This is a genomic window from Flavobacterium sp. GNP001 (assembly GCF_054343775.1).
Genome location: NZ_JBTGUX010000001.1, coordinates 138,943 through 165,167, shown reverse-complemented (window position 1 = coordinate 165,167; position 26,225 = coordinate 138,943). Strand labels below are relative to the sequence as shown.

Annotated in this window: 23 protein-coding genes and 1 tRNA gene; 8 read left to right on the top strand and 16 right to left on the bottom strand. The window is 35.5% G+C overall.

Going from position 1 to position 26,225, the window contains the following annotated elements; genetic code table 11:
* Positions 1 to 33: 33 nt before the first annotated feature.
* Positions 34 to 2,181, bottom strand: coding sequence for a M3 family metallopeptidase (locus ACXX8U_RS00600; RefSeq protein WP_458564162.1), 2,148 nt, complete (start codon positions 2,179 to 2,181; stop codon positions 34 to 36).
* Between the two features lie 181 nt (positions 2,182 to 2,362).
* Here ACXX8U_RS00600 and ACXX8U_RS00595 point away from each other — a divergent pair, with 181 nt between their 5' ends.
* Positions 2,363 to 4,126, top strand: coding sequence for a DUF885 domain-containing protein (locus ACXX8U_RS00595; RefSeq protein ID WP_458564161.1), 1,764 nt, complete (start codon positions 2,363 to 2,365; stop codon positions 4,124 to 4,126).
* A 107-nt stretch (positions 4,127 to 4,233) separates the two neighbouring features.
* On the opposite strand, the gene ACXX8U_RS00590 is transcribed toward ACXX8U_RS00595, so the two are convergent.
* A tRNA-Leu gene (locus ACXX8U_RS00590) sits at positions 4,234 to 4,315 on the bottom strand.
* Between the two features lie 111 nt (positions 4,316 to 4,426).
* On the opposite strand from ACXX8U_RS00590, the gene ACXX8U_RS00585 reads away from it, so the two are divergent.
* The 4 genes from ACXX8U_RS00585 (at position 4,427) to ACXX8U_RS00570 (ending at position 8,579) form a co-directional block, all read left to right on the top strand.
* Positions 4,427 to 5,815 carry a dipeptidase gene (locus ACXX8U_RS00585; protein ID WP_458564160.1) on the top strand — a complete coding sequence of 463 codons (1,389 nt, stop codon included), beginning with the start codon at positions 4,427 to 4,429 and terminating at the stop codon, positions 5,813 to 5,815.
* Positions 5,816 to 6,327: 512 nt separating this feature from the next.
* The gene (locus ACXX8U_RS00580; protein WP_458564159.1) at positions 6,328 to 6,741 is read left to right on the top strand and encodes a toxin-antitoxin system YwqK family antitoxin; all 414 of its coding nucleotides are present in this window, start codon (positions 6,328 to 6,330) and stop codon (positions 6,739 to 6,741) included.
* 6 nt (positions 6,742 to 6,747) lie between these two features.
* Positions 6,748 to 7,119 carry a BlaI/MecI/CopY family transcriptional regulator gene (locus ACXX8U_RS00575; protein WP_306259881.1) on the top strand — a complete coding sequence of 124 codons (372 nt, stop codon included), beginning with the start codon at positions 6,748 to 6,750 and terminating at the stop codon, positions 7,117 to 7,119.
* Positions 7,116 to 8,579, top strand: coding sequence for a M56 family metallopeptidase (locus ACXX8U_RS00570; RefSeq protein WP_458564158.1), 1,464 nt, complete (start codon positions 7,116 to 7,118; stop codon positions 8,577 to 8,579). The genes ACXX8U_RS00575 and ACXX8U_RS00570 overlap by 4 nt, the downstream gene beginning before the upstream one ends.
* 72 nt (positions 8,580 to 8,651) lie before the next feature.
* Here ACXX8U_RS00570 and ACXX8U_RS00565 read toward each other — a convergent pair whose 3' ends face one another.
* From ACXX8U_RS00565 to ACXX8U_RS00550, 4 genes are all read right to left on the bottom strand, one after another.
* Positions 8,652 to 9,428, bottom strand: a complete 777-nt coding sequence (locus ACXX8U_RS00565) for a hypothetical protein (protein ID WP_458564157.1) — start codon at positions 9,426 to 9,428, stop codon at positions 8,652 to 8,654.
* 214 nt (positions 9,429 to 9,642) lie between these two features.
* Entirely contained in the window at positions 9,643 to 10,095 is a 453-nt protein-coding gene (locus ACXX8U_RS00560; RefSeq protein ID WP_458564156.1) for a hypothetical protein, read from the bottom strand.
* 287 nt (positions 10,096 to 10,382) lie between these two features.
* Positions 10,383 to 11,390: a hypothetical protein gene (locus ACXX8U_RS00555; protein ID WP_458564155.1), complete on the bottom strand. Its 1,008-nt coding sequence runs from the start codon at positions 11,388 to 11,390 to the stop codon at positions 10,383 to 10,385.
* Positions 11,391 to 11,760: 370 nt separating this feature from the next.
* Complete coding sequence (locus ACXX8U_RS00550; protein ID WP_166135805.1) at positions 11,761 to 13,131, bottom strand: saccharopine dehydrogenase family protein; 1,371 nt, start codon at positions 13,129 to 13,131, stop codon at positions 11,761 to 11,763.
* Between the two features lie 185 nt (positions 13,132 to 13,316).
* Here ACXX8U_RS00550 and ACXX8U_RS00545 point away from each other — a divergent pair, with 185 nt between their 5' ends.
* The 3 genes from ACXX8U_RS00545 (at position 13,317) to ACXX8U_RS00535 (ending at position 16,639) form a co-directional block, all read left to right on the top strand.
* Positions 13,317 to 13,718, top strand: a complete 402-nt coding sequence (locus tag ACXX8U_RS00545) for a DUF423 domain-containing protein (protein ID WP_458564154.1) — start codon at positions 13,317 to 13,319, stop codon at positions 13,716 to 13,718.
* 64 nt (positions 13,719 to 13,782) lie between these two features.
* Entirely contained in the window at positions 13,783 to 15,384 is a 1,602-nt protein-coding gene (pckA, locus tag ACXX8U_RS00540; protein ID WP_458564153.1) for a phosphoenolpyruvate carboxykinase (ATP), read from the top strand.
* A 154-nt stretch (positions 15,385 to 15,538) separates the two neighbouring features.
* On the top strand, positions 15,539 to 16,639 hold the full coding sequence (locus ACXX8U_RS00535) for a DUF4407 domain-containing protein (RefSeq protein ID WP_458564152.1): 1,101 nt from the start codon (positions 15,539 to 15,541) through the stop codon (positions 16,637 to 16,639).
* An 83-nt stretch (positions 16,640 to 16,722) separates the two neighbouring features.
* Here the strand turns inward: ACXX8U_RS00535 and ACXX8U_RS00530 are convergent, their stop codons facing one another.
* The 10 genes from ACXX8U_RS00530 to ACXX8U_RS00485 all read right to left on the bottom strand — a co-directional run bounded on the left by ACXX8U_RS00530 (position 16,723) and on the right by ACXX8U_RS00485 (position 26,223).
* The gene (locus ACXX8U_RS00530; RefSeq protein WP_458564151.1) at positions 16,723 to 17,430 is read right to left on the bottom strand and encodes a PH domain-containing protein; all 708 of its coding nucleotides are present in this window, start codon (positions 17,428 to 17,430) and stop codon (positions 16,723 to 16,725) included.
* A 265-nt stretch (positions 17,431 to 17,695) separates the two neighbouring features.
* Positions 17,696 to 18,739, bottom strand: coding sequence for a response regulator (locus ACXX8U_RS00525; protein ID WP_458564150.1), 1,044 nt, complete (start codon positions 18,737 to 18,739; stop codon positions 17,696 to 17,698).
* A gap of 164 nt (positions 18,740 to 18,903) precedes the next feature.
* Positions 18,904 to 19,611, bottom strand: coding sequence for a LytR/AlgR family response regulator transcription factor (locus tag ACXX8U_RS00520; RefSeq protein ID WP_210790546.1), 708 nt, complete (start codon positions 19,609 to 19,611; stop codon positions 18,904 to 18,906).
* A gap of 11 nt (positions 19,612 to 19,622) precedes the next feature.
* A complete protein-coding gene (locus tag ACXX8U_RS00515) occupies positions 19,623 to 19,940 on the bottom strand; it encodes an Hpt domain-containing protein (protein ID WP_458564149.1) in 318 nt (105 codons plus the stop codon).
* Positions 19,927 to 20,961, bottom strand: a complete 1,035-nt coding sequence (locus ACXX8U_RS00510; RefSeq protein WP_458564148.1) for a sensor histidine kinase — start codon at positions 20,959 to 20,961, stop codon at positions 19,927 to 19,929. Before ACXX8U_RS00510 ends, ACXX8U_RS00515 begins: the two co-directional genes overlap by 14 nt.
* On the bottom strand, positions 20,961 to 22,094 hold the full coding sequence (locus ACXX8U_RS00505; RefSeq protein ID WP_458564147.1) for an FIST signal transduction protein: 1,134 nt from the start codon (positions 22,092 to 22,094) through the stop codon (positions 20,961 to 20,963). The genes ACXX8U_RS00510 and ACXX8U_RS00505 overlap by 1 nt, the downstream gene beginning before the upstream one ends.
* 1 nt (position 22,095) lies before the next feature.
* Positions 22,096 to 24,783: a PAS domain S-box protein gene (locus ACXX8U_RS00500; protein ID WP_458564146.1), complete on the bottom strand. Its 2,688-nt coding sequence runs from the start codon at positions 24,781 to 24,783 to the stop codon at positions 22,096 to 22,098.
* A gap of 6 nt (positions 24,784 to 24,789) precedes the next feature.
* Positions 24,790 to 25,332, bottom strand: a complete 543-nt coding sequence (locus tag ACXX8U_RS00495; protein WP_458564145.1) for a heme NO-binding domain-containing protein — start codon at positions 25,330 to 25,332, stop codon at positions 24,790 to 24,792.
* Between the two features lie 2 nt (positions 25,333 to 25,334).
* Positions 25,335 to 25,745 carry a response regulator gene (locus tag ACXX8U_RS00490; RefSeq protein ID WP_458564144.1) on the bottom strand — a complete coding sequence of 137 codons (411 nt, stop codon included), beginning with the start codon at positions 25,743 to 25,745 and terminating at the stop codon, positions 25,335 to 25,337.
* A gap of 121 nt (positions 25,746 to 25,866) precedes the next feature.
* Positions 25,867 to 26,223 carry an MmcQ/YjbR family DNA-binding protein gene (locus tag ACXX8U_RS00485; protein ID WP_458564143.1) on the bottom strand — a complete coding sequence of 119 codons (357 nt, stop codon included), beginning with the start codon at positions 26,221 to 26,223 and terminating at the stop codon, positions 25,867 to 25,869.
* Positions 26,224 to 26,225 lie beyond the last annotated feature (2 nt).

Genomic DNA, 26,225 nt, shown 5'->3' with positions numbered 1-26,225 from the left:
TGGAGGGCTTTTTATTTGGAGGATGTTTTTAAACTATCCTCTTATTTTTTTAACGGGCTCTGTTTTTTTGTCCAGACCACGTTTTCTTAAAAGTGGTTCAATACTAGGCTCAGCTCCACGGAAACGTTTGTATAAGACCATCGGATCTTCAGTTCCGCCTTTTTCAAGTACATGAGTACGGAATAATTTAGCTTTTTCTGGATTGAATAATGAAGTCGACTTAAACGCTTCGAAAGCATCTGTATCTAGTACTCCCGACCAAATATAACTGTAATAACCAGAGGAATAGCCACCAGAAAAAATATGACTAAAATACGTACTGCGGTATCTTGGAATAATCGATGGAATTAAACCAATTTTTGTCATGGCTGCTTTTTCGAAAGCGTTGGCATCAACTGTAATGTCTTTAGTTTGCGAGTGATATTCTAAATCCAACAAAGAGGCTGCCAAATATTCAGTCGTAGTAAAACCTTGGTCAAAAGTTCCTGCTTTTTTCAATTTATTAACTAGCGTTTCTGGAATCACTTCGCCCGTTTTGTAGTGCTTAGCGTAAATTTTCAAAACCTCAGGCTCTGCTGCCCAATTCTCCATAATTTGTGATGGAAGTTCGACAAAATCTCTTGGAACGCTCGTGCCTGCCAAACTTCTGTACGTTACATTAGACAACAAACCGTGTAAAGCATGACCGAATTCATGAAAAAAGGTAGAAACTTCATCAAAAGTTAACAACGCAGGAGTGGTAGCAGTAGGTTTTGTAAAATTACAAACGATAGAAACTACAGGAGCAACACGCTTGCCATCAACCGTTTTTTGACTGCGGTAGGATGTCATCCAAGCGCCACCACGTTTCGACTCACGCGGGTGAAAATCCATGTACAAAACACCTAAGTGATTTCCGTCCTTTTCTAAAACTTCCCAAGCCGTTACATCTTCATGGTATTTTGGTACATCTGTTAAGGCTTTAAACTGAATCCCATATAACTTTTCGGTTACTTGAAAAACACCTTTGCGCACATTATCCAAACTGAAATAAGGTTTCAATTCTTCTTCGTCAAGATCAAAACGTTCTTTTCTAATTTTTTCGGTGTAATAACGCCAGTCGTATGGTTGAACCGCACCTTTAATACCATCCTTCACCATCATTTTTTGAATGTCGGCCGCTTCATTTTTAGCCATTTCAATAGCTGGTTTCCACAAATCATTCAATAATTTGTTTACGTTTTCAGGTTTTTTAGCCATCGATTCTTCTAACACATAAGTTGCGTGTGAAGTATAACCCAACAATCGCGCTTTTTGACCTCTTAAATTAGCCAATTCTACCGCATTTTTTTTGTTATCGGCTGCGTCATCATGATTCGCTCTAGTTTGGTAAGCATTCCAAATCTGTTTGCGCAATTCTCTATTTGAACTGTATTGCAAAAACGGCATCACACTTGAATTAGAAAGTGTAAAAACCCATTTACCTTCTTTGCCTTTTGCTTTCGCATCTGCAGCAGCGGCATCAACAATTCCTTTTGGTAAACCTGCTAAATCTTTTTTATCTGCAATAACCAATTCATAACCGTTGGTTTCAGAAAGGATATTTTGTCCGTACTTTAAACTCGTAAGCGACAAAGTTCCGTTGATTTTTCGCAAGGTTTCTTTATCTGCCGGAGACAAATTAGCGCCACTTCTAACAAAATCTTTATAGGCATTGTCTAAAATTTTAGCTTGCTCTAAATTCAAACCCAAACTTTCTTTTTGGCTCCAAAGCGACTTTACTCTTGCAAATAACTTTTCGTTCAAATAAATGTTATCGCGGTGTGCCGATAAATTGGGTGCTGTTTCTTTAGCGATATTTTGAATTTCCTTGTTGGTATTCGCAGAATTCAAATTAGAAAAAACCGTATTCACATTGGCTAACAATTCGCCTGCGTTTTCCATTGCTAAAATGGTATTCTCAAAAGTAGCAGGTTGCGTATTATTTGCAATAGCATCAATTTCCGCTTGATGTTTTGCGATACCTTCTAAAATGGCAGGTTTAAAATGTTCGTTCTTGATTTTGTCAAACGGCGGAACATTGAAAGGCGTGTTATAAGCCTGAAAAAATGGATTCATAGTTGTATTTTCTTGTTTTTCTTGTGCTTGGATGGTGAGCATATTTCCGATGACCAGCATCAGAAAAAGAGATTTCTTTCTCATTTAAATTTGTTAATTAGTAACGTAAATTTAACCCAAATCCTTTTCATAAACCAATCGACGCTTTGCCTTAACTTAATTTTATGATTAGTAAATTAGGACTTAATAGAAAGGATTTTACGTTCATAATTTAAGTATTGAAATAAAATCAATACATTAGCTATTTAAATCACAAACCGAAATTATGAAAAAAATAACCGTTCTACTTTTTACAGTAACAACTGCTTTGCTATTGGTAAACTGTAAATCTGAAGATAAAAAGCAAGATTTTACCAGCTTAACCAAAAGCTATTTTGACGATAAAAATGCCCTAGATCCATTGGGCGCAACCCAGAGTGGCCAAAACCAGTACAACGATCAGCTGCAATTTGAAATGACGGATAGTTACAGAAAAACGCAAGCTGCTTTTTTTGACAAATACCAAACAGAGTTGCAAAATGTTGACGTAGCTGATTTATCTGAAGAAGAAAAAAACAGTTACGAAATCATCAAATGGGAAATTGAAGTTGGAAAAGAAGTGTTAGAACAGCCAACTAATTTAATTCCGGTACATCAATTTTGGGGAACACACTTGACTATGGGGCAATTTGCAGGTGGAACTGGTGCACAGCCTTTTAAAACAGAACAAGATTATACCAACTTTTTGAAAAGAATGGACAAATATGCCGTTTGGATTGATTCGGCAATGGTCTACATGAAAAAAGGATTAGACAAAGGAGTGGTTTTACCAAAAGCATTGACGGTAAAATTGATTCCGCAATTTGCTGAGATGGAAACTCCAAATATCGAAGACAATTTATTTTATTCGTCGATAAAATTAATGCCAGCATCGTTTCCTGAAAGCATCAAGAAAGACTTAACGGCAAAATACACCGCTACAATCAACACTAAATTGATTCCGCAGTACAAGAAAATGGCTGATTTTCTGAACAAAGAATACTTGCCAGCATCAAGAGCCACAAGCGGAATTGGCAGTTTACCTTTTGGAAAAAAACTATACGCCGCTTACGTAAAACAATGGACGACTACCAATAAAACTCCTGAGGAAATTCATGAGCTGGGATTGAAAGAAGTAGCGCGACTGACTGCTGAAATGGAAAAAGTAAAAGCTCAAGTAGGTTTCAAAGGGACTTTGATTGAGTTTTTTGAAGAAGTACGTAACAAGAAAGAGTTGAAACCTTATACCCAACCAGAAGAGGTCATTGCTAACTTTAACAGTATTTACACCCGCATTAAACCTAATGTTGACAAGCTATTTGCTTTGCAGCCAAAAACTAAATTCGAGGTAAGACGTACCGAAGCTTTTAGAGAGCAAACCGCTAGTGCCGAGTACAATCAAGGTACGGCTGATGGAACGCGTCCGGGGATTTTTTATGTTCCGATTCCGAATGTAAAAGAATACAACATGTACGGAGACGAAGATTTGTTTTTGCACGAAGCCATTCCGGGACATCACTTTCAAATTTCATTACAGCAAGAAAATCAAAGTCTCCCTGATTTTAGAAAATTCAATTGGTTTGGCGCTTATGGCGAAGGCTGGGCTTTGTACACTGAAAGTTTAGGTAAAGAGCTAGGATTATACCAAGATCCTTATCAATATTTTGGAATGTTGGGCAACGAAATGCACCGTGCGGTACGTTTGGTAGTTGATACTGGTTTACATTCAAAAGGCTGGACGAGAGAACAAGCCATTAAATATTCCTTAGCCAACGAAGCCGAAAGTGAAGCGAGTATTATTCCAGAAATAGAGCGCTACATGGCTATTCCAGGTCAAGCTTTGTCGTATAAAATTGGACAGTTAAAAATAATGGAGCTCCGTAAAAAAGCCGAAACTAAAATGGGCAGTAAATTTGACATTAAAAAATTCCATGAAAAAGTATTAGAGTCAGGTGTAATGCCGCTCGCTTTATTGGAACAAAAAATTAATGAGTGGGTTGAAGGAAAATAAAATAATTATACTAAAAAAGCTTCTCAAACGAGAAGCTTTTTTTATTGGATTGAATAAAATAGAATCAAAAGCATAAAAAAAGCCCAAACTTTCGTTTGGGCTTTTCGTGCGGATAATAGGACTCGAACCTACACGCCTTGCGGCACCAGATCCTAAGTCTGGCATGTCTACCAATTTCACCATATCCGCGTGCAATTGTGGGTGCAAAGATACACTTAACTTCGAATATTCAAAACAATTTTGACAAAAAATATTCATACTCTTTTTTGTACTTTTGAAAATATAAACAACATTCAACTAATGGAAAACATAAAAGCATACGTTCAAGAACACAAAGAACGCTTTATCAATGAGTTAATCGAATTATTAAAAATTCCGTCCGTAAGCGCTGATACCGCCTATTCGCACGATGTTTTTGAAACTGCCGATGCCGTGAAAGCCAGTTTAGAGAAAGCCGGCTGTGATTTTGTCGAAATTTGCGACACACCAGGATACCCAATCGTATATGGCGAGAAAATCATCGACCCTAATTTACCTACCGTTTTAGTCTATGGTCACTATGATGTACAACCGCCAGACCCAATGGAGTTGTGGACGTCTCCCCCATTTGAACCCGTAATTAAAAAAACCGACATTCATCCCGAAGGTGCCATTTTTGCGCGTGGAGCCTGTGATGACAAAGGCCAGATGTACATGCACGTAAAAGCGCTGGAATACATGGTACAATCAAACACTTTGCCTTGCAACGTAAAGTTCATGATTGAAGGCGAAGAAGAAATTGGTTCCAAAAGTTTGAGCTGGTTTGTAGAACGCAACCAAGAAAAACTTAAAAATGACGTCATCTTAATTTCTGATACGGGAATGATCTCTAACCAGCAACCGTCTATCACAACAGGTTTGCGCGGCTTGAGTTATGTAGAAGTGGAAGTTACAGGTCCTAACCGCGACTTGCATTCTGGCTTGTACGGTGGTGCCGTAGCAAACCCAATCAACGTGTTGGCTAAAATGATTGCTTCACTTCACGATGAGAACAACCACATCACCATTCCAGGTTTTTATGACAATGTGGAAGAATTATCTCTTGAAGAAAGAGCCGAAATGGCAAAAGCGCCCTTTAGCTTAGAAAAATACAAAAACGCCTTGCAACTTAACGATGTGTACGGCGAAAAAGGCTATGTAACCAACGAAAGAAACTCCATCCGACCAACGCTAGACGTAAACGGAATCTGGGGCGGCTACACCGGCGAAGGAGCCAAAACGGTAATTGCCAGTAAAGCATACGCCAAAATCTCAATGCGTTTAGTCCCTAATCAAGACTGGGAAGAAATCACGGAATTATTCACCAAACATTTCAACAGCATTGCCCCTGCAGGCGTAACCGTTTTGGTAAAACCGCATCACGGCGGGCAAGGTTACGTAACCCCAATAGACAGCATTGGCTACAAAGCCGCAAACATGGCCTATACCGAAACCTTTGGTTTACCAGCCATTCCCGTGCGTTCCGGAGGCAGTATTCCCATTGTAGCTTTATTCGAAAAAGAACTGAAATCAAAAACCATCCTCATGGGATTTGGTCTCGACAGCGATGCCATTCACTCGCCAAACGAACACTTCGGGATCTTCAATTACCTCAAAGGAATCGAAACCATACCGTTGTTTTACAAGTATTTTGTAGAATTGTCAAAATAATAGTTATCGATTCCGTCAGTTCGAGTTTTTTTTGTGAACAGAATCAGAACAAACTTCTCGATACGCTGCGCTACTCGAAGTGACGTAAATAATAATATAAATCCGCTCTCCATAGGGCGGATTTTTTTTTGGGCGTTCCCTTGTTGCACAAAATCCTTCTTGAAAAACACCATTAGTCAAGCAACAAGGTCAGGCTGTACGTTCTCAATCTTTTTAGCCGCCAAAAAAGGTGTCTAAAAAGGATTTCCACTTCCATCCTTAACGCAAACCCTCGGTGATTTTCTAATCCATCCAATCAAGAAAATCTGCGAATTTGCGGTTATTTTTAAACAACAACCAACCCAATAAAAAATCTCCGAATGCGTGACTAACCTTCCACCGTAAACAATATTAACTCATTACAAGTAAATTAACTAACCTATAATTATTTTTTCTCTAAAAACTTGTTTATTTCATTTTATACTCTACATTTGTAGAGTAATGTTTTAATTTGTAGAACAAAACTCTAGGCCATGCGACATATTTATATTTTACTAGTTGTTGCACTTGCTGTTGTAAGTTGCAAAACCAACCAAACCAAAAACAAGTTGCGCGAAGGCCGTTGGGTAGAGCATTATGCGCAAGACAGCGCCAAATACAAATCAATTGGTACCTATCGCAAAGGTGATCCTGTAAAAAAATGGCGCTATTACCTTGATGGTAAAATTATAAAACGTGAAAAATACAAAGGCGCAATTTGCAAAACCATTATCTATCATCAAAACGGTCAAATACAATCAAAAGGAATATCCAAAATTGACATAACCGAAAAATATGCACATTGGTACTACAGCGGCAAATGGCTGTATTATGACGAAAATGGAAAATTAACCACCATTAGAACTTACGATAAGGGAGAATTACAATCAGACATACCACAAAATTAAGATACGATGCAATTAACAAACTCAGAAGAACAACTCATGGAACACCTTTGGCAACTCGAAAAAGCCTTCATGAAAGATTTACTCGAAGCCTATCCAGAGCCAAAACCCGCTACCACAACAGTTGCCACTTTGCTCAAACGCATGATTGACAAGCAATTTGTAGCCTACCGCGAATTTGGAAACTCAAGAGAATATTATCCTTTGGTCAAAAAAACCGACTATTTCTCGAAACACGTTAACGGATTGATTAGTAATTTTTTCAACAATTCGGCATCACAATTTGCTTCTTTCTTTACCAAAGAAACCAATTTGTCGCAAACGGAACTGGAAGAACTCAAGAAAATAATTGACAGTGAAATTCTAAAAAAGAAAAAATGACCGACTTTCTAATCAAATCGACCCTCAGCCTTGTGGTGCTTTTAGGAGTGTATCACTTGCTGTTAGAAAAGGAAAAAATGCATCGTTTCAATAGGTTTTACTTGTTGTTTGCTTTGGTTTTTTCGATGGTGATTCCGTTTATAACTATTGAAGTTGTTCAGGAAATTGCGCAACCTACTGTTACAACCGGAAATATACAAATCTTACCAGTTACCGCCGTTGTAGTAGAAGAGACAAACTACTTAGCAATAGCGCTTTGGGGTTTGTATGGGTTGGTCACTCTTGTTTTGGGGTTTAGATTTATGCGTAATGTGGTGCAGATTTCACAAAAAATGAAATCCAATACTCCCATTGCATATCAGAATGCCCAATTGGTCTTGGTTACCGAAAAAACGCTACCGCATACGTTCTTGAATACCATTTTCATCAACGAAACGGAATACAATAACCGTGAAGTTGAAGCCGAATTGTACACGCACGAGCTTACGCATGTGACTCAAAAACACACTTTGGACATTTTGTTTATCGAAGTATTGAAAACCGTATTTTGGTTCAACCCCGTTTTTATTTTTTACAAAAAAGCCATTCAACTCAACCACGAATTTCTCGCCGATGAGAAAGTAGTGCGCTCTTATAACAATGTTCCGTTTTACCAATCTTTGTTGCTCTCAAAAGCAAACGCGAACCCAACTTTTTACTTGGCCAGTAATTTGAACTATTTAATAACTAAAAAACGATTACTTATGATGACTAAAACCACATCCAAAAGAAAAGCTATTACCAAGCAAGCATTGCTCTTGCCTGCGATAACAGCGCTACTATTTTCATTATGCACCAAGGTTGTAGCGCAGCAAACCGCTACTAAACAAAATGCGCAAACTAATAAATCAGCAGGTTTGTTTCAAAACTATTACAAAAAAACGACTTTTAAGGTAAAAGATGAAAAGGGAAAAATTGCCACCGAAAAAAAGTACGACGACTTAACTCCTGCTGAAAAAAAGGCGATTCCTTCGATAATTTCAAAAGAAGAAAAACTCCCAACCAACGAGGAATTGTTGGCCAAAATAAGCAAAGGCGCTCCTGAGACCATAGAAATAGATCCATTTAGCGCGGAGAAAAAAATCGTGAAAAAAGGAGAAAACGACATTTATAATACCGCAGAAATCAGCGAAAAACCAGACTTTCCTGGCGGTATGATGGAATTTTACAAATTCGTAGGTCAGAATTACAAAACTCCGGATCAACCCAATTTAAAAGGAAGAGTTTACATCACTTTTATAATTGAAAAAGACGGTAGTGTTAACGAAGTAAAGAGCGTTCGTGATATTGGTTATGGCACTGGTGAAGAGGCAATACGCGTAATGAACATTTGCCCAAAATGGACTCCTGGAAAAGTAAAAGGTGAAGCCGTGCGAGTACTGTACAGCTTACCACTAACGATACAATCAGCGAAACGGTAATTGAATAGAAATCCGCTTCAAGACTTTCCTTGAAGCGGATTTTTTATTGATAAAACCAGATACTTTTTGCTGCTAACCCACTAAGGATTCGGTGTATTTTAAGAACAAGTGGTTTGTGCTTTGTACCAGCGCTACTAATGGATCAAAGGTGTTTTCGGCTGCATCGTATAATTGAGCTAAGTCGGCACTCAAATCTTGAACTGCAATTGGTTCTAGATTTTCATTTCTGATAAATCCTAAAAAGGAAGCACCAATACCAAAGAGTTCGTAACCGTATTTTTCAAACAAATGTTTTGCCAAGGCGTAATTTTCAAAAGGATCTAAATCACTGTGAAAATAACCGTTAGGAAAACCACAAATTCCCTCGCAGGATCGCGTTACAGGAATAATTTTAAGAATAATTTCTTTATCTAAAAACTCAAAAGGCGATTGATTAATCCTTTTTAGGATCTCCATTTCTTGATCATCAACCGTCAGACCTTTATCGCAAGCTTCCGCAAAATCGACACCTTCTGTCTGTTTTAAGAAATTCTTTTTAATTATAAAAAATTCTTCCGGCGTAGAAAGATAACTTAAATGTTCCCCGTTTTCAAAACAAGCGGCGTCAAGACCAGACAAATCATATCCTTCTGTATCCTCGAGATCATTAGAATTCACTGCATGTGTGCTGGTATATTCTGCCTGACCTAAATCATCTAGTGTGACTATGATGGTTTTTTGGGGATTATTGTTCTTGTAAGTCTGATAAATATCTATCAGCTCTTCGAATGAATTTAAATTTTTGATAATAAAACTTTCAAACAAATTCTCACCAGCAGTGTATGCTGAGATCAAAGCATTTTTTTCCATAATTTTAAAATTGTCTAAATGAACATTGTTTCTTTCGAAGCAACCTCAATTACTAGCAATATGTGCGTTCGCACAAAGTGAAGATTCCAGACGTTCAACTTTTTTAGCTCAAAACAGCGGCAAATTTCCTGATCAAGTATTTGCCCTTTATGAAAATGTTTCTTGCGGAAAATACATTTGAATTTATCACAATTTTTATCATTTCGTCAAAACCTTATTCTAGATTTAGTTGTTCATTTATTATCTTATTTTCACTTTTTCTTTCTGATTTTCTCCTTTCAGACTTTTGCTTTTGTACATACTTACATACGTTTCCAAGAGACATTTCGTGTTCAGCCATAAACGAACCTTGTTTAATCATTATACCATTCATAGGACAAGTTTCATATCCACAATTATGTTTTGAATATTCTCCGAAATTTTGATGTCTTATTCGTTTTTGCTTCAATATTCTCTGTTGATTTTCACGTATTTTTCTCCAAAATTCTTCTTTATCACCATTTGTCAATTCCATTCCTAAAGTTTGTACTTTAAGATAAGTCCAAGGATCTTTTAATTGAAGGAAATCAAATGTTTTCTGAAATATTTTATTTGCGTAATCCCGAATAAAAATTTGTTCTTCGATGTTGATATTATTATTTTCACAAATAGAACGATAAAGCCCCAATGTATTAAAATCTGTATAATTTTTATGATTCTCAATGAAGAACTTAATCTCTTCAAAATTTAGTTCGTTAAATGGCCTATCGATTTTCGTGGATTTGTTTTTCTATTTTTGGTTTTTCGTTTCGTTCGGCTAAACTGACCACTAACGTCCTATAGCTTGGCGATGTATCGGATTAAGGAAGCCTAAACTTTCGATTAAACACTGACTTTGCAAGTACAAAATCAACTTCAAATTAAGCCCAAAACCCGCCATATTTCCAAACCGCTGTTGGCGGTTAGTGCCTATATTTATTCAGTTGTGTAGGACAAAACACAGTATTTTTGATTTAGATCAATTTTTAATTTTTTATTTTCTTTCCATCTCTGAAATGCTTCAAAATTTAAATTTCTATTTTCGGGAACAATTAACAGCATTTGGTATTGTTCCATCAAAAATTCATTTATAAATCCCGACTCAATAATTGAATTTAATTCTTTTAAATATTCCTCGGTTGCTTCTGTTTTTTTGTATTTGTATCTTTCCTGAAATTTAAGAAACTCTTTTATACTTTCTATTTGTAAATCTATATATAATCCAGGAAATCCAGAAGCACGTTCATTTTCTTTTACATTTTCAATTGCCCAATTAATTTTTTTAAAGGCACCTCCCATAACTGAACCTAACATAATTGAATCTCTAAATGCTGCTTTGGCAAAATAAACATCTGCTTTTGTATTTAATTTTTTAATTCCACACAATCTTGTTGGTTCAAATTTTTCTAAAATCTTATTTTCAATATCTTCAGATTGAATTGAATCCAAATGATTTGTCGTTAATCTGATTTTATAGAACCAAGTACCACATTCATACAAAGATAATCTAGTAAAATCTTTTTTATCATTTTTCATCTCCGCTTTAATTCCATTACAGATATATTTATCTCCAATTTTGCGTATTAGTTTTTGAGTTGCATTTATTCCCTCTTTTGAATAATTTGCTATTGATTGCATTGAATTGGAATATTCAATTCTTAATCTATCTTCTGACGCTTCGTTTGATGGATATAAATATATTGAGATTGTTGTTTTTTTATCATTAACTTCATTTTCATATGTAACACCAATGTTTTCATCTTTTTTATCAAATGAATAAACATCAATTCTTTTATAATTTTCGAATTCTGCTGGAAATTTTGTGTCTGTTTTTGGATGTACATATTCTCCATTAACTTTTAGCTTTTTGGGAGTTTTTCTATCTTGACTTTGGACTTGAAAAGCGAATAATAATAGAAACGATATTGTAATTATTTTTTTCATTTTTTATTTTTTTTCTGGCATTACCGCCAACTTGTAAATAAGCGAAAAAACACTTCATATCCACAACCAAACACGTGTAAATAATCTAAAGTTTGTTCCGCTTTGCGTTTCCCAAATATAAACAAATTTTCTTACTATTTATTAAAAATCAGCAACTGAAAACCGGGCTTGCGTGAAGGATGGCAGCGAAAATCCTTTGTGTTTTTTCTTTAAAAACACAAAGATTGCAGCGTACAGCCTGACCCGAAGTTTTTCACGGAGGGGCACGCCCAAACTTTGGCCACGCTCCGCATGAATAAAGGATTTTAAAAAACAAATCCGCTACCTAGTACAAGGAGCGGATTCATCAAACTAAAAATCTAAAAAAAAACTAACTGAACTCTTTATCGGGGTTGTAACCCAAATACGGCATGGCGGTTTCGTGAAACAGTACGCCGTAGGATTCTAACTCTTTTAGGATGGGTTGGTACACCTCTTTACGGATGGGCAATTGTACACCGGGAGTGGTAATTTTTCCGTTTAATATTAGTAAAGTAGCCATTGCTACCGGTAAACCAACGGTTTTGGCCATAGCGGTATGGGTTTGATCATCGCCGAGGCACACCATTTTGGAATCGATTTGTTCTTTTTTGCCGTTTAAAATGTATCCAAATTTATGGTACATGACAATCATGTCTTTATCATCGGGCTGCAAAGTCCAGCTATCGGTTAAAATTTTTTCTAAAATTTGGGCTGGTGTGGCGTTTTTGAGTCCGACTTTTTTGTTAGGATTGAACAAATCGAGTTCTAATAATTTGTCCCACATGATGTCGTCTTGGTCAATCTTGAGAATCAAACGTGTCTTGATTTCAACCGAATCAGTAGGATGATAAGGCAGAAAAGAGTTGACAAATTCACGGTAGCTCATGTTCTCTGAGTTTTCCATGATGTAACTGTCATCGGTCATACCGAGTTGCACAAACATGTTCCAAGCTTTAGAAAAACCGACTCTACGGATGGTGCCACGGTACAAGGTGAGCACATCATCAAGGCCATAGACAGAGCGGTATTTGAGAGAATCTCTGTTTGAATAGGCTTCAAAACGACCGTAACCTTCTACTTGTAAAAACTCGGTTCTACGAAACAAATTGCAATAGGGTATGTATTTGTAGGTGCCTTCTTGAATGAATTTAGCAGCGCCTCCTTGACCTGCCAAAACCACATTGCGCGGTGCCCAAGTAAATTTATAATTCCACAAATTCGTATCTGATTCAGGAGCGACTAATCCGCCACAAAAGGACTCAAACAAAATCATTTCGCCGCCTTTCTCTTTCACTTCATCAATTACTTTCATGGCGCTCATGTGATCAATTCCCGGATCGAGTCCAATTTCGTTCATGAAAATAAGGTTGTTTGCTTTTGCCTCAGCATCTAATTCTTGCATGGCATCGCTCACATACGAGGCCGTTACCAAATGTTTTTTGTAGGTGATACAATCTTTGGCTACTTGTATGTGCAAGTGTGCGGGCAACATTGAGATTACAATGGTGGCATTCTGAATGGCCTGCTGACGCTGTTGCGCATCAAATATATCTAGCGCAATGGCTGTAGCATTGGGATGATTGTTGGTTTTTTTTTGGGCCAAAGCCAATGACAAATCACCAATAACGAGATGCAACTGTTCTTCATCGGATTTTTCAAGTAAATACCGAATTAAAGACGAAGCTGACCTTCCTGCACCGATGATTAAAATTGTTCTCATTTTATATATTTATAACACAAACATACATAATTGTTGTATTTATAACAAATAAAACTGATTTATTTTAAATAGTTACGCCAACTATTTGCAAAATTAGCAGTCGATAATACACGGGAAACTAAAGTGATAATGGTTTGTAAATAAACCCTAGATGAAATACTTTTGTACAAAACACCATGCAACACATGAAAACAACATACATCAAAGCCGCAGCCGTTTTAGGGATGATTGCTATTATTTTAGGCGCTTTTGGCGCACATGCCTTAAAGAAAGTTTTATCGGTAGACCAATTGGCTACTTTTGAAACGGGAGTGCGTTACCAAATGTACCACGCCCTGTTTTTATTACTAGTTGGGCAACTGGATATGCTTTCGCAAAAAGCAAGCAAAGTCATTTATTACTTAGTATTAAGTGGAGTTGTTCTGTTTTCGGGATCAATTTACCTTTTGGCAACCAATTCACTCACCTCATTCGATTTTAGAATTATCGGATTCGTAACACCAATAGGCGGTCTCTTGTTAATTATTGCTTGGTTCGTATTATTGGCATCAATTTTTGATAAAAAATCACAAAATCGTCAGAATTAAGAACTAACTGAAATAATATTTCTATTTTTGCAGTCTATAAAAAGAAACTATAAACACAAAATTTATGGACCACAACACGCTTTTCTCGCAATCGATTTCGTTAAAAGACCTAGGAATTGAAAATGCAAAAATTCAGTACCAGTTATCTCCTGAAGAATTACACGATATTACAATAAAAACAGGCCAAGGAATAGAAAGTTCAACTGGCGCACTAGCTGTGAATACAGGTGAATATACCGGACGTTCGCCACAAGACCGTTTCATCGTACGCGACGCTATCACCGAAGATAAAGTATGGTGGGGTAAAGTTAACATTCCGTTTGAGCCTGCTGCTTTCGAAAAGCTTTACAATAAAGTAACTGCTTACTTATCAAATAAAGAAGTTTTCGTTCGTGATGCTTACGTTTGTTCTGACCCAAACTACAGATTAAATGTTCGCGTAGTGACCGAAACGCCTTGGGCAAACTTATTTTGCTACAACATGTTCTTGCGTCCTGAAGCATCAGAACTAGAAAACTTTACACCAGAATGGACTGTTTTGTGTGTGCCAAGTTTTATGGCTGATCCTGCTGTAGATGGAACACGCCAAAGCAACTTTGCTATTTTAGATTTTACTAAAAAAGTAGCTTTAATTGGTGGCACAGGCTATACTGGCGAAATGAAAAAGGGAATTTTCTCTGCATTAAATTTCATTTTACCAGTTGACAAAAACACTTTGCCAATGCACTGTAGTGCCAATGTTGGTAAAAACGGTGATACTGCTATCTTTTTTGGTTTGTCAGGAACAGGTAAAACGACTTTATCAGCTGATCCAGAGCGTAAGTTAATTGGTGACGACGAGCATGGTTGGACCAATGAAAATACTGTTTTTAACTTTGAAGGCGGATGTTATGCAAAAGTAATTAACCTAACCGAAGAGAACGAACCAGACATTTTTAGAGCAATTAAAAAAGGAGCTATTCTTGAAAACGTTGTTTTTAAAGAAGGAACCAATGAAGTTGATTTTGAAGATGTTTCGATTACTCAAAACACACGTGTAAGTTACCCAATCTCGCACATTGACAATATTCAACCGGGATCAATTGGTAACAACCCTAAAAATATATTCTTTTTAACAGCTGACTCATTTGGAATTTTGCCTCCAATTGCAAAATTAACTCCAGGTCAAGCAGCGTACCACTTTATTTCAGGTTACACGGCTAAAGTTGCGGGTACCGAAGCGGGAGTAACAGAACCTCAACCTAACTTTTCAGCTTGTTTTGGAGCACCGTTTATGCCATTGCACCCAACAAAGTACGCTGAAATGTTGAGCAAAAAAATGAAAGATGCTAACGTAACCGTTTGGTTAATCAACACAGGTTGGACCGGTGGCGCTTACGGTGTAGGAAGCCGCATGAAATTAAAATACACAAGAGCTATGATTACTGCTGCGCTTAATGGCGAACTAGATAATGTAGCTTACGAAGATCATAAAGTTTTTGGTATTGCTAAACCGCAATCTTGTCCTAACGTTCCTAGTGAAATTTTAAATCCCAGAAACACTTGGGAAGACAAAGATTTATACGATCAAAAAGCAGTAGAGTTGGCGCAAAAATTCAAAGAAAATTTTGCCAAATTCGAAGAGTTCGCTAATCCAGAGATCTTAGCTGGCGCACCAATCGCATAAGTTAGTTTTAATTCAACAATTCTCCGGAGCCGTTCATTTTGAACGGCTCTTTTTTTTGTCCCGAGCCTAAGTAAAAAGAAATCAACTATTTACAACAGAATTAAAAATTTGGCCTTAAATTTGCCATATCAATCACAATCAAAAATCACCAATCATGTTCAAACCCTTTTTTATCTTATGTTCAGGTGCCGATAGCGAGCTCCTAGACGGTTGTTCCCAAGGCGAGCAAACCAAATATGTAGGCATTGGCGCTACTGTTTTTTTTACTGCTGTTATGGCTTTTCTGGCCAGTGCCTATGCCCTATTTACCGTATTTGACAGCATTTATCCCGCCATTGCTTTTGGCGTTGTCTGGGCCTTGCTTATTTTTAATTTAGATCGCTTTATTGTTTCTACTATCCGAAAAAGAGATCAGTTTGGTGCCGAATTTTTACAAGCTACTCCAAGGATTATTCTAGCCATAATTATTGCTATTGTAATCTCAAAACCTTTAGAAATTAAAATTTTCGAGAAGGAAATCAATACTGTTTTGTTGAAAGAAAAAAATGCTATGGCTTTGGCCAATAAAAAAGAAGTAGCTACCTATTTCAAAAGTGATTTAGACAAAAACAAAGCCGAAATCGACAAGCTGAAATTAGAAATAACAACCAAAGAAAAAGAGGTTAACACCTTGTACGAAACCTACATCAAAGAAGCCGAAGGAACCGCAGGAACTAAAAAGCTGGGCAAAGGTCCTGTTTTTAAAGAAAAAATTGCCAAACATGATTTGGCTAAACAAGAATTAGATACCCTACAAAAAACCAACTTGGCTAAAATTGCCGAGATGGAAAAAAACACAAAAACGTTACAAGCTGATTTAGACAAAAAAGTAACCGAAACGCAACCTATTATTGACGGCTTTGATGGATTAATGGCCCGAATTAATGCCTTGAACAAGTTGCCTTGGTTGCCATCGTTTTTTATAATGTTGCTATTTTTAGCCATTGAAACCTCGCCAATTATTGCAAAACTATTGGCTCCAAAAGGCGAATACGATTTTAAATTAGAAGATTTAGACACTGCCTTAAAAGCTACCATTGAGCAAGACAAATACCAGCGCTCTCTATTGGTAAAAACAAGTGAATCCATGCATGATAAAGTGTACGCTGATATCGCAGAAGATAAAAAACTATATGAATTGCAACGCAAAAACGCTATTGATTTATTAGAATTACAGTCAAATAATTTTGTAGAAAAACAGAAAAAAACACTGTAGATTTTAAGTTTAAAAGTCAAAAGTCCTAAAGTCAAGAATAACCTTCTCACTTTAGGACTTTGACTTTAGACCTTTCGACTGAATCACATATGACTCAAAATTTCTTTCTTGAAGGCGTCATATTCGCCTTGTAAAATCAGGCCGTTATCGAGTAGTTTTTTGTAATTCTGTAATTTCTCAAACAATTCGTCTTGAGATAAACCGGCAAGTCCTGCTTCCTTACTTGGTTCTGATTCGGCTTGTACTAGTTCAGTATCGAAGTTAAATGATTGCGTTGCCGCAACAGGCATAATCTCTGCGAAACTGGTTACTTCTTCCGCTTCCATTTCTTCTATAAATTCAACTTCTGGGGTAGCAGCAATTGGGTATGAATCACTATTAGCTGCGGTATTACCCGCTTTTAAAATATCGAGCTGTTCTTTTGCGTAGGTGAAAATTTTACGAGCCTGTATTTTCGGAATATAATCAATCGAGACTTCCATGTTAGTTTTTGTTGTAAAGGAAAACTCTGATCCCAAAATGTTTTCTTTCACGAAGGTGCCCACAATTTCATCCCACGTATAATCGATAAAATTCATAGAAAGTCCCAAGTTTTTCGGCTGGCAAATGATAATTCGTTTGTTAGTCATTACGATACTATCTGGTAAAACAGTCAAAGCTGGTTTTTTTTGAACAGCGATATAGCCAATCTCTTCGTTCTTCATTAATAGATCACTCAACTTAGAAGCGATTTTTTCTATGGCTTTTGGATCTTGTTCCTCGTTTAAAAATTTTTTAAATTGTTCTTTCATAAATTGGGCAGATTATTTTTCAGTGCTAATTTGTAATTTTTATTTTACTTTTCAACAACAAAAGTAATGCCTAAGTTACTACTATTATGGAAAGAAAAAAATTACTGCTTGAACAACAAACCAAAACTGCGCTAATTCCTGAGTTTATAGATTGCTACACTACCGTAAATTAAATGTAACTTTCTACATGTTTCTTGCTTTAAAGTTCATTAAATCTTTCTTTCCTATTTCAAAACTTCGTTAAAACCCGTTAAAATGTAAAATTCTAATTACTATAAGCTTGTGCTCTTTGCTTAATTTCTTTTTGAAAATTTGAATCAGCTTTAAAAGGATTTTCAAATACCTCTTTAACAATTTCGATAGAAAAAACTGTGGTTTCAATTTCGCCTTGCTTAAAATAATTAAGTTGTTTATTCAAACTACGGGCTATTCCGTTTAATAATTTTTGAAGGATTTTAGAAAAAAAATAAGTGTTACTTTCTGCCGCAGTAGTAATACAGCTGTATTTACGATCTATTTGTAATGCTATATCAATGGCATCTTTGATGCCTCCCAGACTGTTAAAGAAAGGGGCGTTTCGCAAAACAATAAAATCAAATTGATGTTTCTCTTCTAAATACAGTACACCCAAACGAATGGCTTCAGCCTTTGTAACCGCTTCCTTAAAATTTAAAACTGTAATCCTTTTATTTGTGCCTTTAAGTTCTTCCAACTGATCGCATTCAAAGTCGTGTTCTAAATTGTAATTGACCAAACAAATATGATAATTTAAATTTTGCTTTACCAATTGGCTCCACTCCTGAACCACCACATCACCTGGTTTGTAATTAAAAGGTATTACTATCCCCACACATGACTTTTGAATCATTCCTACTGCGGTTTTGACAGGTTTATGCTTATTTGCACTTCCTATTAATCTTTCAACACGTGACCCAATTTCATTTAAACTAAGTGGCTTAACCATGTATTCATTAGCACCTAAAGAAAATGCACTTGCAATCATATCGGGATGTTTATTGCCCGACAGAACCATGATAGGTGTAGGACTTTTTTTTATCAACCGGATATACTTTATGACCTCCAAACCCGATTTCTTTTTAATGAAATCTAATGTTTTAAATTCGAAAGTTGAGTTAGGAATTACCGGCATATCAATATCAGTAATTACTAAATCCGGTTCGTAGGAATCATATATTTGAATACCCTCGGCCATGTTATTGACAGATTGCACTAAATAACCTAAATCTATTAATAGCTTTTCGATGGTCAATAAAACTAATTCCTGATCATCTATAAGAAGCACTTTCATAATGTTCAATTTAATACTGTAAAATTAAACACATACAACCAAGACCTCCTGAATTTTTCGTTGGAAGGTTGAAAAGTTGCGACAAATGGTTGGCTTCATTGGTTTTTTTTTACTTAAGAGTTAACCATGAAAAGATAAAAGCACATTTAATTAACGTATACTTACTAAAGAAGGTTTAATCTTTTCATTAGTTCTGGTTTATTTGCTCTACTGACAGGGATTACCTCTTTGCCTATTAAAATGCTGTTATCCTCAATATCTATTATTTTGCTAGTATTAATGACATACGAACGATGGACTTTCAAAAAAAACTGTGACGGTAATTTATCCTCAATTTTTTTTAAGGTCGAGTGTACAATGTAGTTTTTTGTTTCTGTTTTGATATGAATATAGTCTCCCTTTGCTTCAACAATTACTATCGAATCAGTATCGATTTTGACCAACCTTCGATCAATATTGATGTAAAAAACCTTTGCATCGTTTTCTACCACCTTTTTTAAATCGGAAACTAGTGGTGTTTTTGGATGAGATTCTGCTTTTTGAATGGCTTTTTTAAAGCGTTCTTCCGTTATTGGTTTTACGAGATAATCAACAATACAATCATATTCGAAAGCTTCGATTGCGAAATTTTTATCAGCTGTAACCAAGATTACCTTAGGTGGATTTTTTAAAGTTTGAATAAAATCAAAACCAGTAAAATCTGGCATGTGAATATCTAAAAATATTAAATCTACCTCAATACTATTTAGAAATTTAATTGCACCAATTGCATTCGGGAAATCCTGAATAAGTTTTACTCCTGGAGACACAGCGATCATTTGTGTTAGGATCGCTCTAGCTGTTTCTTCGTCATCAATAATAATACAATTCATAACAAAATTTATTACAAGCAAGATACAAACTCTTGCATGGATTTCAGAATACCTTCAAACTCAGGTTGCAAAATTTTGCTATTTTGCACTAAATTATCTTCATAATTTTCAGCAAGATAGTAACTTTTCTCCAATCCTAAAATTGAAATTTTATGCTTTAATTTATGGACGATTTGTGCCGCACTTTCAAAATTACCAGATTCTATTTTCATTTGATAAGCACTAATCTCTTCAGGCAATTCTCTTTTTAAGATAGCTATTAGTTTATCTCGAAACTCGTAATTAGCACCCGATAATTGGTCTATGTAACTTGTATTAGGCTTTTCCATTGTGTTTAGCTATTGTAAAATAAAACGTTGTGCCGCCTTCGAGCTGGCTTTCCAACCAAATTGTCCCGTCATAAAATTCTACAATTTTTTTCACAATTGATAATCCAATTCCGGAAGAAGCATTAGTGTTTTCTAATTTAAAAAAAATATCAAATACTTTTGATTGGTATTTATCTGGTATGCCAACTCCATTATCTTTTACGTAAAAGTGGTAAAAATTAGCCTCTTCTGTATGGCCAATTGTAATATCTATGTGTTGTTTATTATTGTACTTGATAGCATTTTGGATAAGATTTTGAAATAATTGCGTAAACCGTACGTCATTACCCCACACCACTGGCAAAATAGTATCAAACTTAAAAGTAATGTGTCCTTCGCTGTATAACCGAGTGATATCTTCTAAAATCAAATTCAAATCAATCCATCGCGTCAGACTGTCCTTATTTTGTACTTCGGAATAATTGAGAATTCCTTTAATCAACAAATCCATTTTTTCAACATTGGACAGCATTAATTGCATCGATTTTAAATTCGACTCATTCATCATGTCCTTATTGTCTTCAATAAACCAATTTATAAGAGTATCAATATTGCGTAAAGGAGCTTTCAAATCATGCGAAACCATGTGCGCATAATCGTTTAAGATAGTGTTTTGATTTTCGAGATGCATCAATAATTCTTCCCTTTGTTTGTTAATTTTTAAGATTTCTATTGATTGTTTTTTGATGTAATCTGTAGAATTGAATGATTCTGCAGTATCAATTTGAGCTACATCCAGGCTCATAGACTGTAAAATAAACTCTAAGTTTTTATTAATTTCCTTCAAACTTTCGGCCTCGTTACGAAGTTTTTGGTTGGCTTTAAAAAGTTCATCAGAACTGATTTTCATTGCACGTTGAAGCAAGCTTATTTGACTCTCAAAATTTTCATAAGAATCATTTATAGCCTCCAGAAAAATATCTAAATCATTTAACCCTCCCCGCAGTTTTTTATCTATTTGTCTTTTCAATAAAGAATTCATTACTCACTTATTAAGGTTAAAGTCATGGTTTGATTGTGTAGTTCACAAGTAGTGCTACCATTAAAAGGTGCTAATTCTCCGTAAGAGTAAAAACCTGCTATAGGTACTCCTTCACCTACTATTTCTCGCACTTGGTCTAACTCCTCTTCTACTCTCTGATTCATCACCATTTTACGACCTATACAGCTAATAGCAAGTACGAACTCTGGTTTTGTTTTTCGGTTTTTCATTCCGAATTGAGCAGCCTGCAGTGCTCCATCCGCAATGTTATCTACTGAGGCCATCATGAGTTGTACTTTTGCATCTGTAGGAACATCTCCTGCCAAAATCATTGACGAGTTCGTATTATCAATATTCAAAATGGTTCGCACTACTGGCTCTTTTCGGTCCTGTGGCGTAACATTTAAAGGATAAAACAAAGAGGCTTTGGGTAACTCGTTAGCTCTCTCACCTAAGTAATTCCTATAGAGATCGAGTGCTGGCTGGCTATCAATTTCATACAATACATTATCTACGGAATGAGTTACAATGCGCTCTGGACCAAAAGGTATCCACCCTCCAAAACTAGCAAAGCTAATCTCTAATGATGAACCATAAAGCCCAATTAATATAACTTCTCCTTCTTTTGGATTCTCTTTGTAAGATGCAATTGTTTTTTCAAAACGCGCATCGTCACCAAACATTCCGCCTGTAATTCTGACTTGGGATTCTAAAGTACTTTCAAGACCTTTGATAAGTGAACTGCCGTTTACAAAACTCCCTTCAGAGAGCACGAAAAGGTGCTTTAAGTTTTGTTTGGGGATTTTTTGATATAGTACTTCACCTAATTCTTGTCCGTTTTTTTGATGATCTAAAATATTGGCTCGTTCTACTGCAAAAGAACTGTTTTCAAATTCAATGGCTGTTACAACGATTGAATTATCAAAAACATTACAACTTAAAATTTCGCCTGCGGTTGACCCAAACACCAAATTTTCGTACGGAAATTCCGCACGAATAGCCTCAATTACTTGTTCATCTTCTAATAAAAAGCGATTACCAAAAACTAAAACTAACGGGTTTTTGAGTTGTTTTTTTTCTTGAAAATAAGTCCAATCCTGATTTCCTATCTTGCTTGCTTGTATAACATTCATACTATTGTTTTATTATTTTGATGAAAAAAGTCGATCCAACTCCTACTTCACTTTCTATCCATATTTTACCCTTCTCCGCTTCGATTATTTTTTTTACGATTGCCAATCCAAGTCCTGTTGAATTTTTATTTTGTGTAAATGATTGAAAAGTATTAAATACTTTGTCATAATTTTCTTTGTCGATTCCTATTCCGTTATCCTTGATCGAAAAAACAAAACTATCTTGATATTCTTTAGCTTCAATTTCTATTTCTCCGACTTCCTTATCAATATAATTAACCGCGTTGACAATAACATTTTGAAATAATTGCTGGATTCGGTAACGGTTAGTCGTTAATTTGGGTAATTGATTTTTAATATGAATTGTTATATGTTTTGGAACATGAATTATCTCTATAATGAATTGAATTAATTCTTGTATGCTCACTTCCTCTACTACGCAATCATCTTTGCCAATGCGTGAATACGTCAAAATACCATCGATGAGATGATCCATTTTCTCTACCTTATTTTCAATTAATTCAAAATATTGTAAAGTTTGAGCTGTAAATGCTACATCATTATCTTCTTTTATCCATGTTAAAAGGGAGTGAATACTGTGCAATGGTGATTTCAAATCATGCGAAACCATTTGCGCATATTGTTCTAATTCTTGATTTGTTTTGGCCAAACTTTCAACCAATTGCTCCTGCTGATTCTCCAGTTTTTTTTGATTAGTAATATTTTCTTGGATAGCAAAATACCTCACAATTTCATTTTTTTTATTGTAGAGTGCTTGACCTTGTACTCTGACCCAATATTTTTGTTTGGATTTGGTGTAATTTAAAATTTCACAATTAAAAGGATGACCTCTCTTAATTTGGTTTCGAATATAATTTATAGTTTCTGGTTTTGACTCAGGGCCTTGCAATACTTTTCCAGGCGTAAGGCCAATTAACTCTTTCTTGGTATAGCCTGACATCATCTCAAAGCTAGAATTAACCCATTCTATATTACCGTGATTGTCGCAAATTACTACCGAGTTAATGTTTTTCTCGGCAATTAACGATAAAAGATACAACTCTTCTTCTTGCGCTTTTTGTGCTGTTATGTCTAAATGAATCCCAATCGATCCAATCATTTTACCACTCACATCATAATTAGGCGCAGCACTAATAAGCCAAGAACGTTCTTGCTGCTGCTTATTTTTAACTACAATTTCATACAAATCACTTATTCCTTCTGTACGCAATTTCATCTTAGCAGCCACAACTGATTGGTTTTCATCCGTTAGAAAAAGCCCTTTCACCTCGGTTCCTACTAATTCATCTGTCTTGTAGCCACTCATTTGACTAAAACTATGATTTGCAAACGTAATTTTATCTTGCATATCAACTTCAATCAACCCGAGATTCATATTAGCTATAATATTACTGTATTTTTCCTTTTCATTTTTTAAACTATTTTCAAATTTCTTTTTAAAAGTGACATCAACATACGAGGTTAAATTACCAGAATAACGACCACCTTGAATGATGGGTACGTAGCTGCGTTCTATTATTCTTCCATCAGAAAGTTCTAATTCTTCATTTAAAACTGGTTGTTTACTTTGTAAAACATCTCGTAATCTTTCAAGATAAGATGTTGGTTCTGCAAAATAATGCTTGGTTTGCTCCATAATTTGTGCTGCATTCTTTCCTATCAAAGAATCAGAATTAGGATCAAAACCAAACAGGGTTGAAAATTTTTTGTTAGCTAATAAAATTTGTCTGTTTTCGTTTTCAACAATGATTCCTGTTTGTAAATTTTTGATTAAAAAAGCCAATCTGTTTTCAGACTCAATAAGTTTTAAATCAGATGCATTTTTTTCTGTAATATCTTCAATTACTGCAAAATATTGGGATAACTGACCATTTTGATCGCAAACAGGTTGTGCTTTAATTTTGGCCCAAAATGGGTTGTGGTTTTTGCGCGCATAAGGCACCTCAACTTCAAACTTTTCTTTTTTAAAGAAAGAATCCACCAGCTTTTTTAAATCAGCAATAGTCATTTGTTCACACGAACCAATTTGTGCTGCTGTTTTACCAATAATTTCCTCTTTAGTACGACCTGTTAATTGCAAATAGGCGGCATTACACCAAAATATTACTCCTTGAAGATCTGTAAAAAACACTCCATTTTCATTAGTACTCGCTACTAATGCCAATCTATTTAACTCTTCTTGGTCTTTTTTTAATTTCTTTTTTTGATCATTTATTTTTGCCAACAAAACTTTTAAATCCTCGTTAGTAATCTCTTGTACTTTTAAAACATGTAACAGGTCTAATGAAGGATCGTGAAAAGCGAAGTCATGAAGAGTTAAATTATTTTGAACTACCTCTTCCATTGAAACAAACCATGGCGTACCCACAAAAAGCAAATAATTTTCATAAGGTTGAAGTTGACCGCGAAGTTGAACTCCGCTGAAGTGCGTCTCAATTACAATCAACTGGTTTGCAATATTCTTTAAATTCTCAAAGTTTTGCTCAGTCAAAAAGGGTCTTTTGACACTAAACTTTTGCAAAAAATTTTCATTTAAATTGATATTCGGAAAAGTTTTCATTAAGCTCTTACCTATTCCTCTTATTAAAAGGTTATCATCAATTAGGATATAAAAAGGGAAAAGTTTATTGAAGCTATTTTCATCAAACTTAAAATTGATCTGTTCCATTTTGACTTACCATGAGATGTTAAAAATTTCGTGAGTACTCCCTTGGTCGCGAGTTTGAAGCAACGTAATGATTACCTCTTTTTTGTAAATAATTCCTAGGCCTTGAATAAGTCCACGAACAAAATCTTGAAGGCCCTCACGCTTTGAAAAATAATGAAGTTGTAAACTATTTTCAGTGATATGAGAAACTTTGAATTCTGGTGGCGTGAGTTTAGGGTAAATTAACATCACCCGATTGTGAAACTGTGGTAAATTAATTAAAAATTCGCGTAAATCGTTTCCACCAGCTTCCATTAAACCCCCGTATTTAACTTTTGTGGTGTGCACCACCCACCATTCACCAAAACTTGTTAAAACATTGGGCAAAGAAATATTGGTCTCCTCCGCAATAGCTCGAGCCAATGCATATGTCAAGTTATCGTCATAAGGCTCATTACTTATAAAGTAATCAACATCAACTCCACTTCTGGATTTCACGCGTTCCCAGCAATCCTCGCCAAAATTAGCAAGGACTAGGTCCTCAATGGCTTTATTAACAATTCCGTACATAGCTATTGAGATATTAGTTCATTACAACTCCAGTACTCAATTAACTTATGAACACGTTCTTTGTAATCTTCATATTTTAAAGGCTTTAATAAATAACCAGCAATACCAATTTTGTAACACTCTAAAATATCTTTTCGACTGTTTGAAGTTGTTAATATTATGGCAGGAATATATTTGTAGGCCTCCGTGCTTTTTAGCTCCCGCAAAAATTCAATGCCATTAATTTTTGGCATATTCAAATCTAAAATTATGATATTAGGGATGAATGCCGATTTGGCAATAATACTCAAAGCTTCCTCACCATTGTGGGCCTCAACAATTTTTTTTGGCGCATTTATCTCATTTACAACTCTATTGAATTTCATAATTTCAATAGCGTCGTCTTCGATCAACAAAATATTTAACACTTTCATTTCCATGGCCTTATAATTTATTTAAATATACCTTTCTCTTTCATAAGTTAAGATTTTATTTCGTTCAAAAATCAATTTCCTTCGATGAATGGTATATTATATTAGACGAATGGAAATAGCGCTACAATTCCAATCGCTTTGCTTTGGACAAACTATTGAAAATCAATTCATAAGAATGATCAATTAGCTCTTTAATCATATCAGTTGACAGTGTTTTATTTATTGAAACCGTATTCCAATGCGTTTTACTCATATGAAAACCAGGCTGAATATCATCATATTCTGCACGCAGTTCAAGTGCGCGCTCTGGATCACACTTTAGGTTAACAGATGGTTGACCTTTCTCCCATTGGCTTAGAGATGACAGCGCGAACATTTTACCTCCTACTTTAAAAACCAAAGTATCTTCGTCAAAAGGAAAATGTTCTGTCACACCTTTTTTCGAAAGGCAATATTCGTAGTAGCTTTCTAAATTCATAG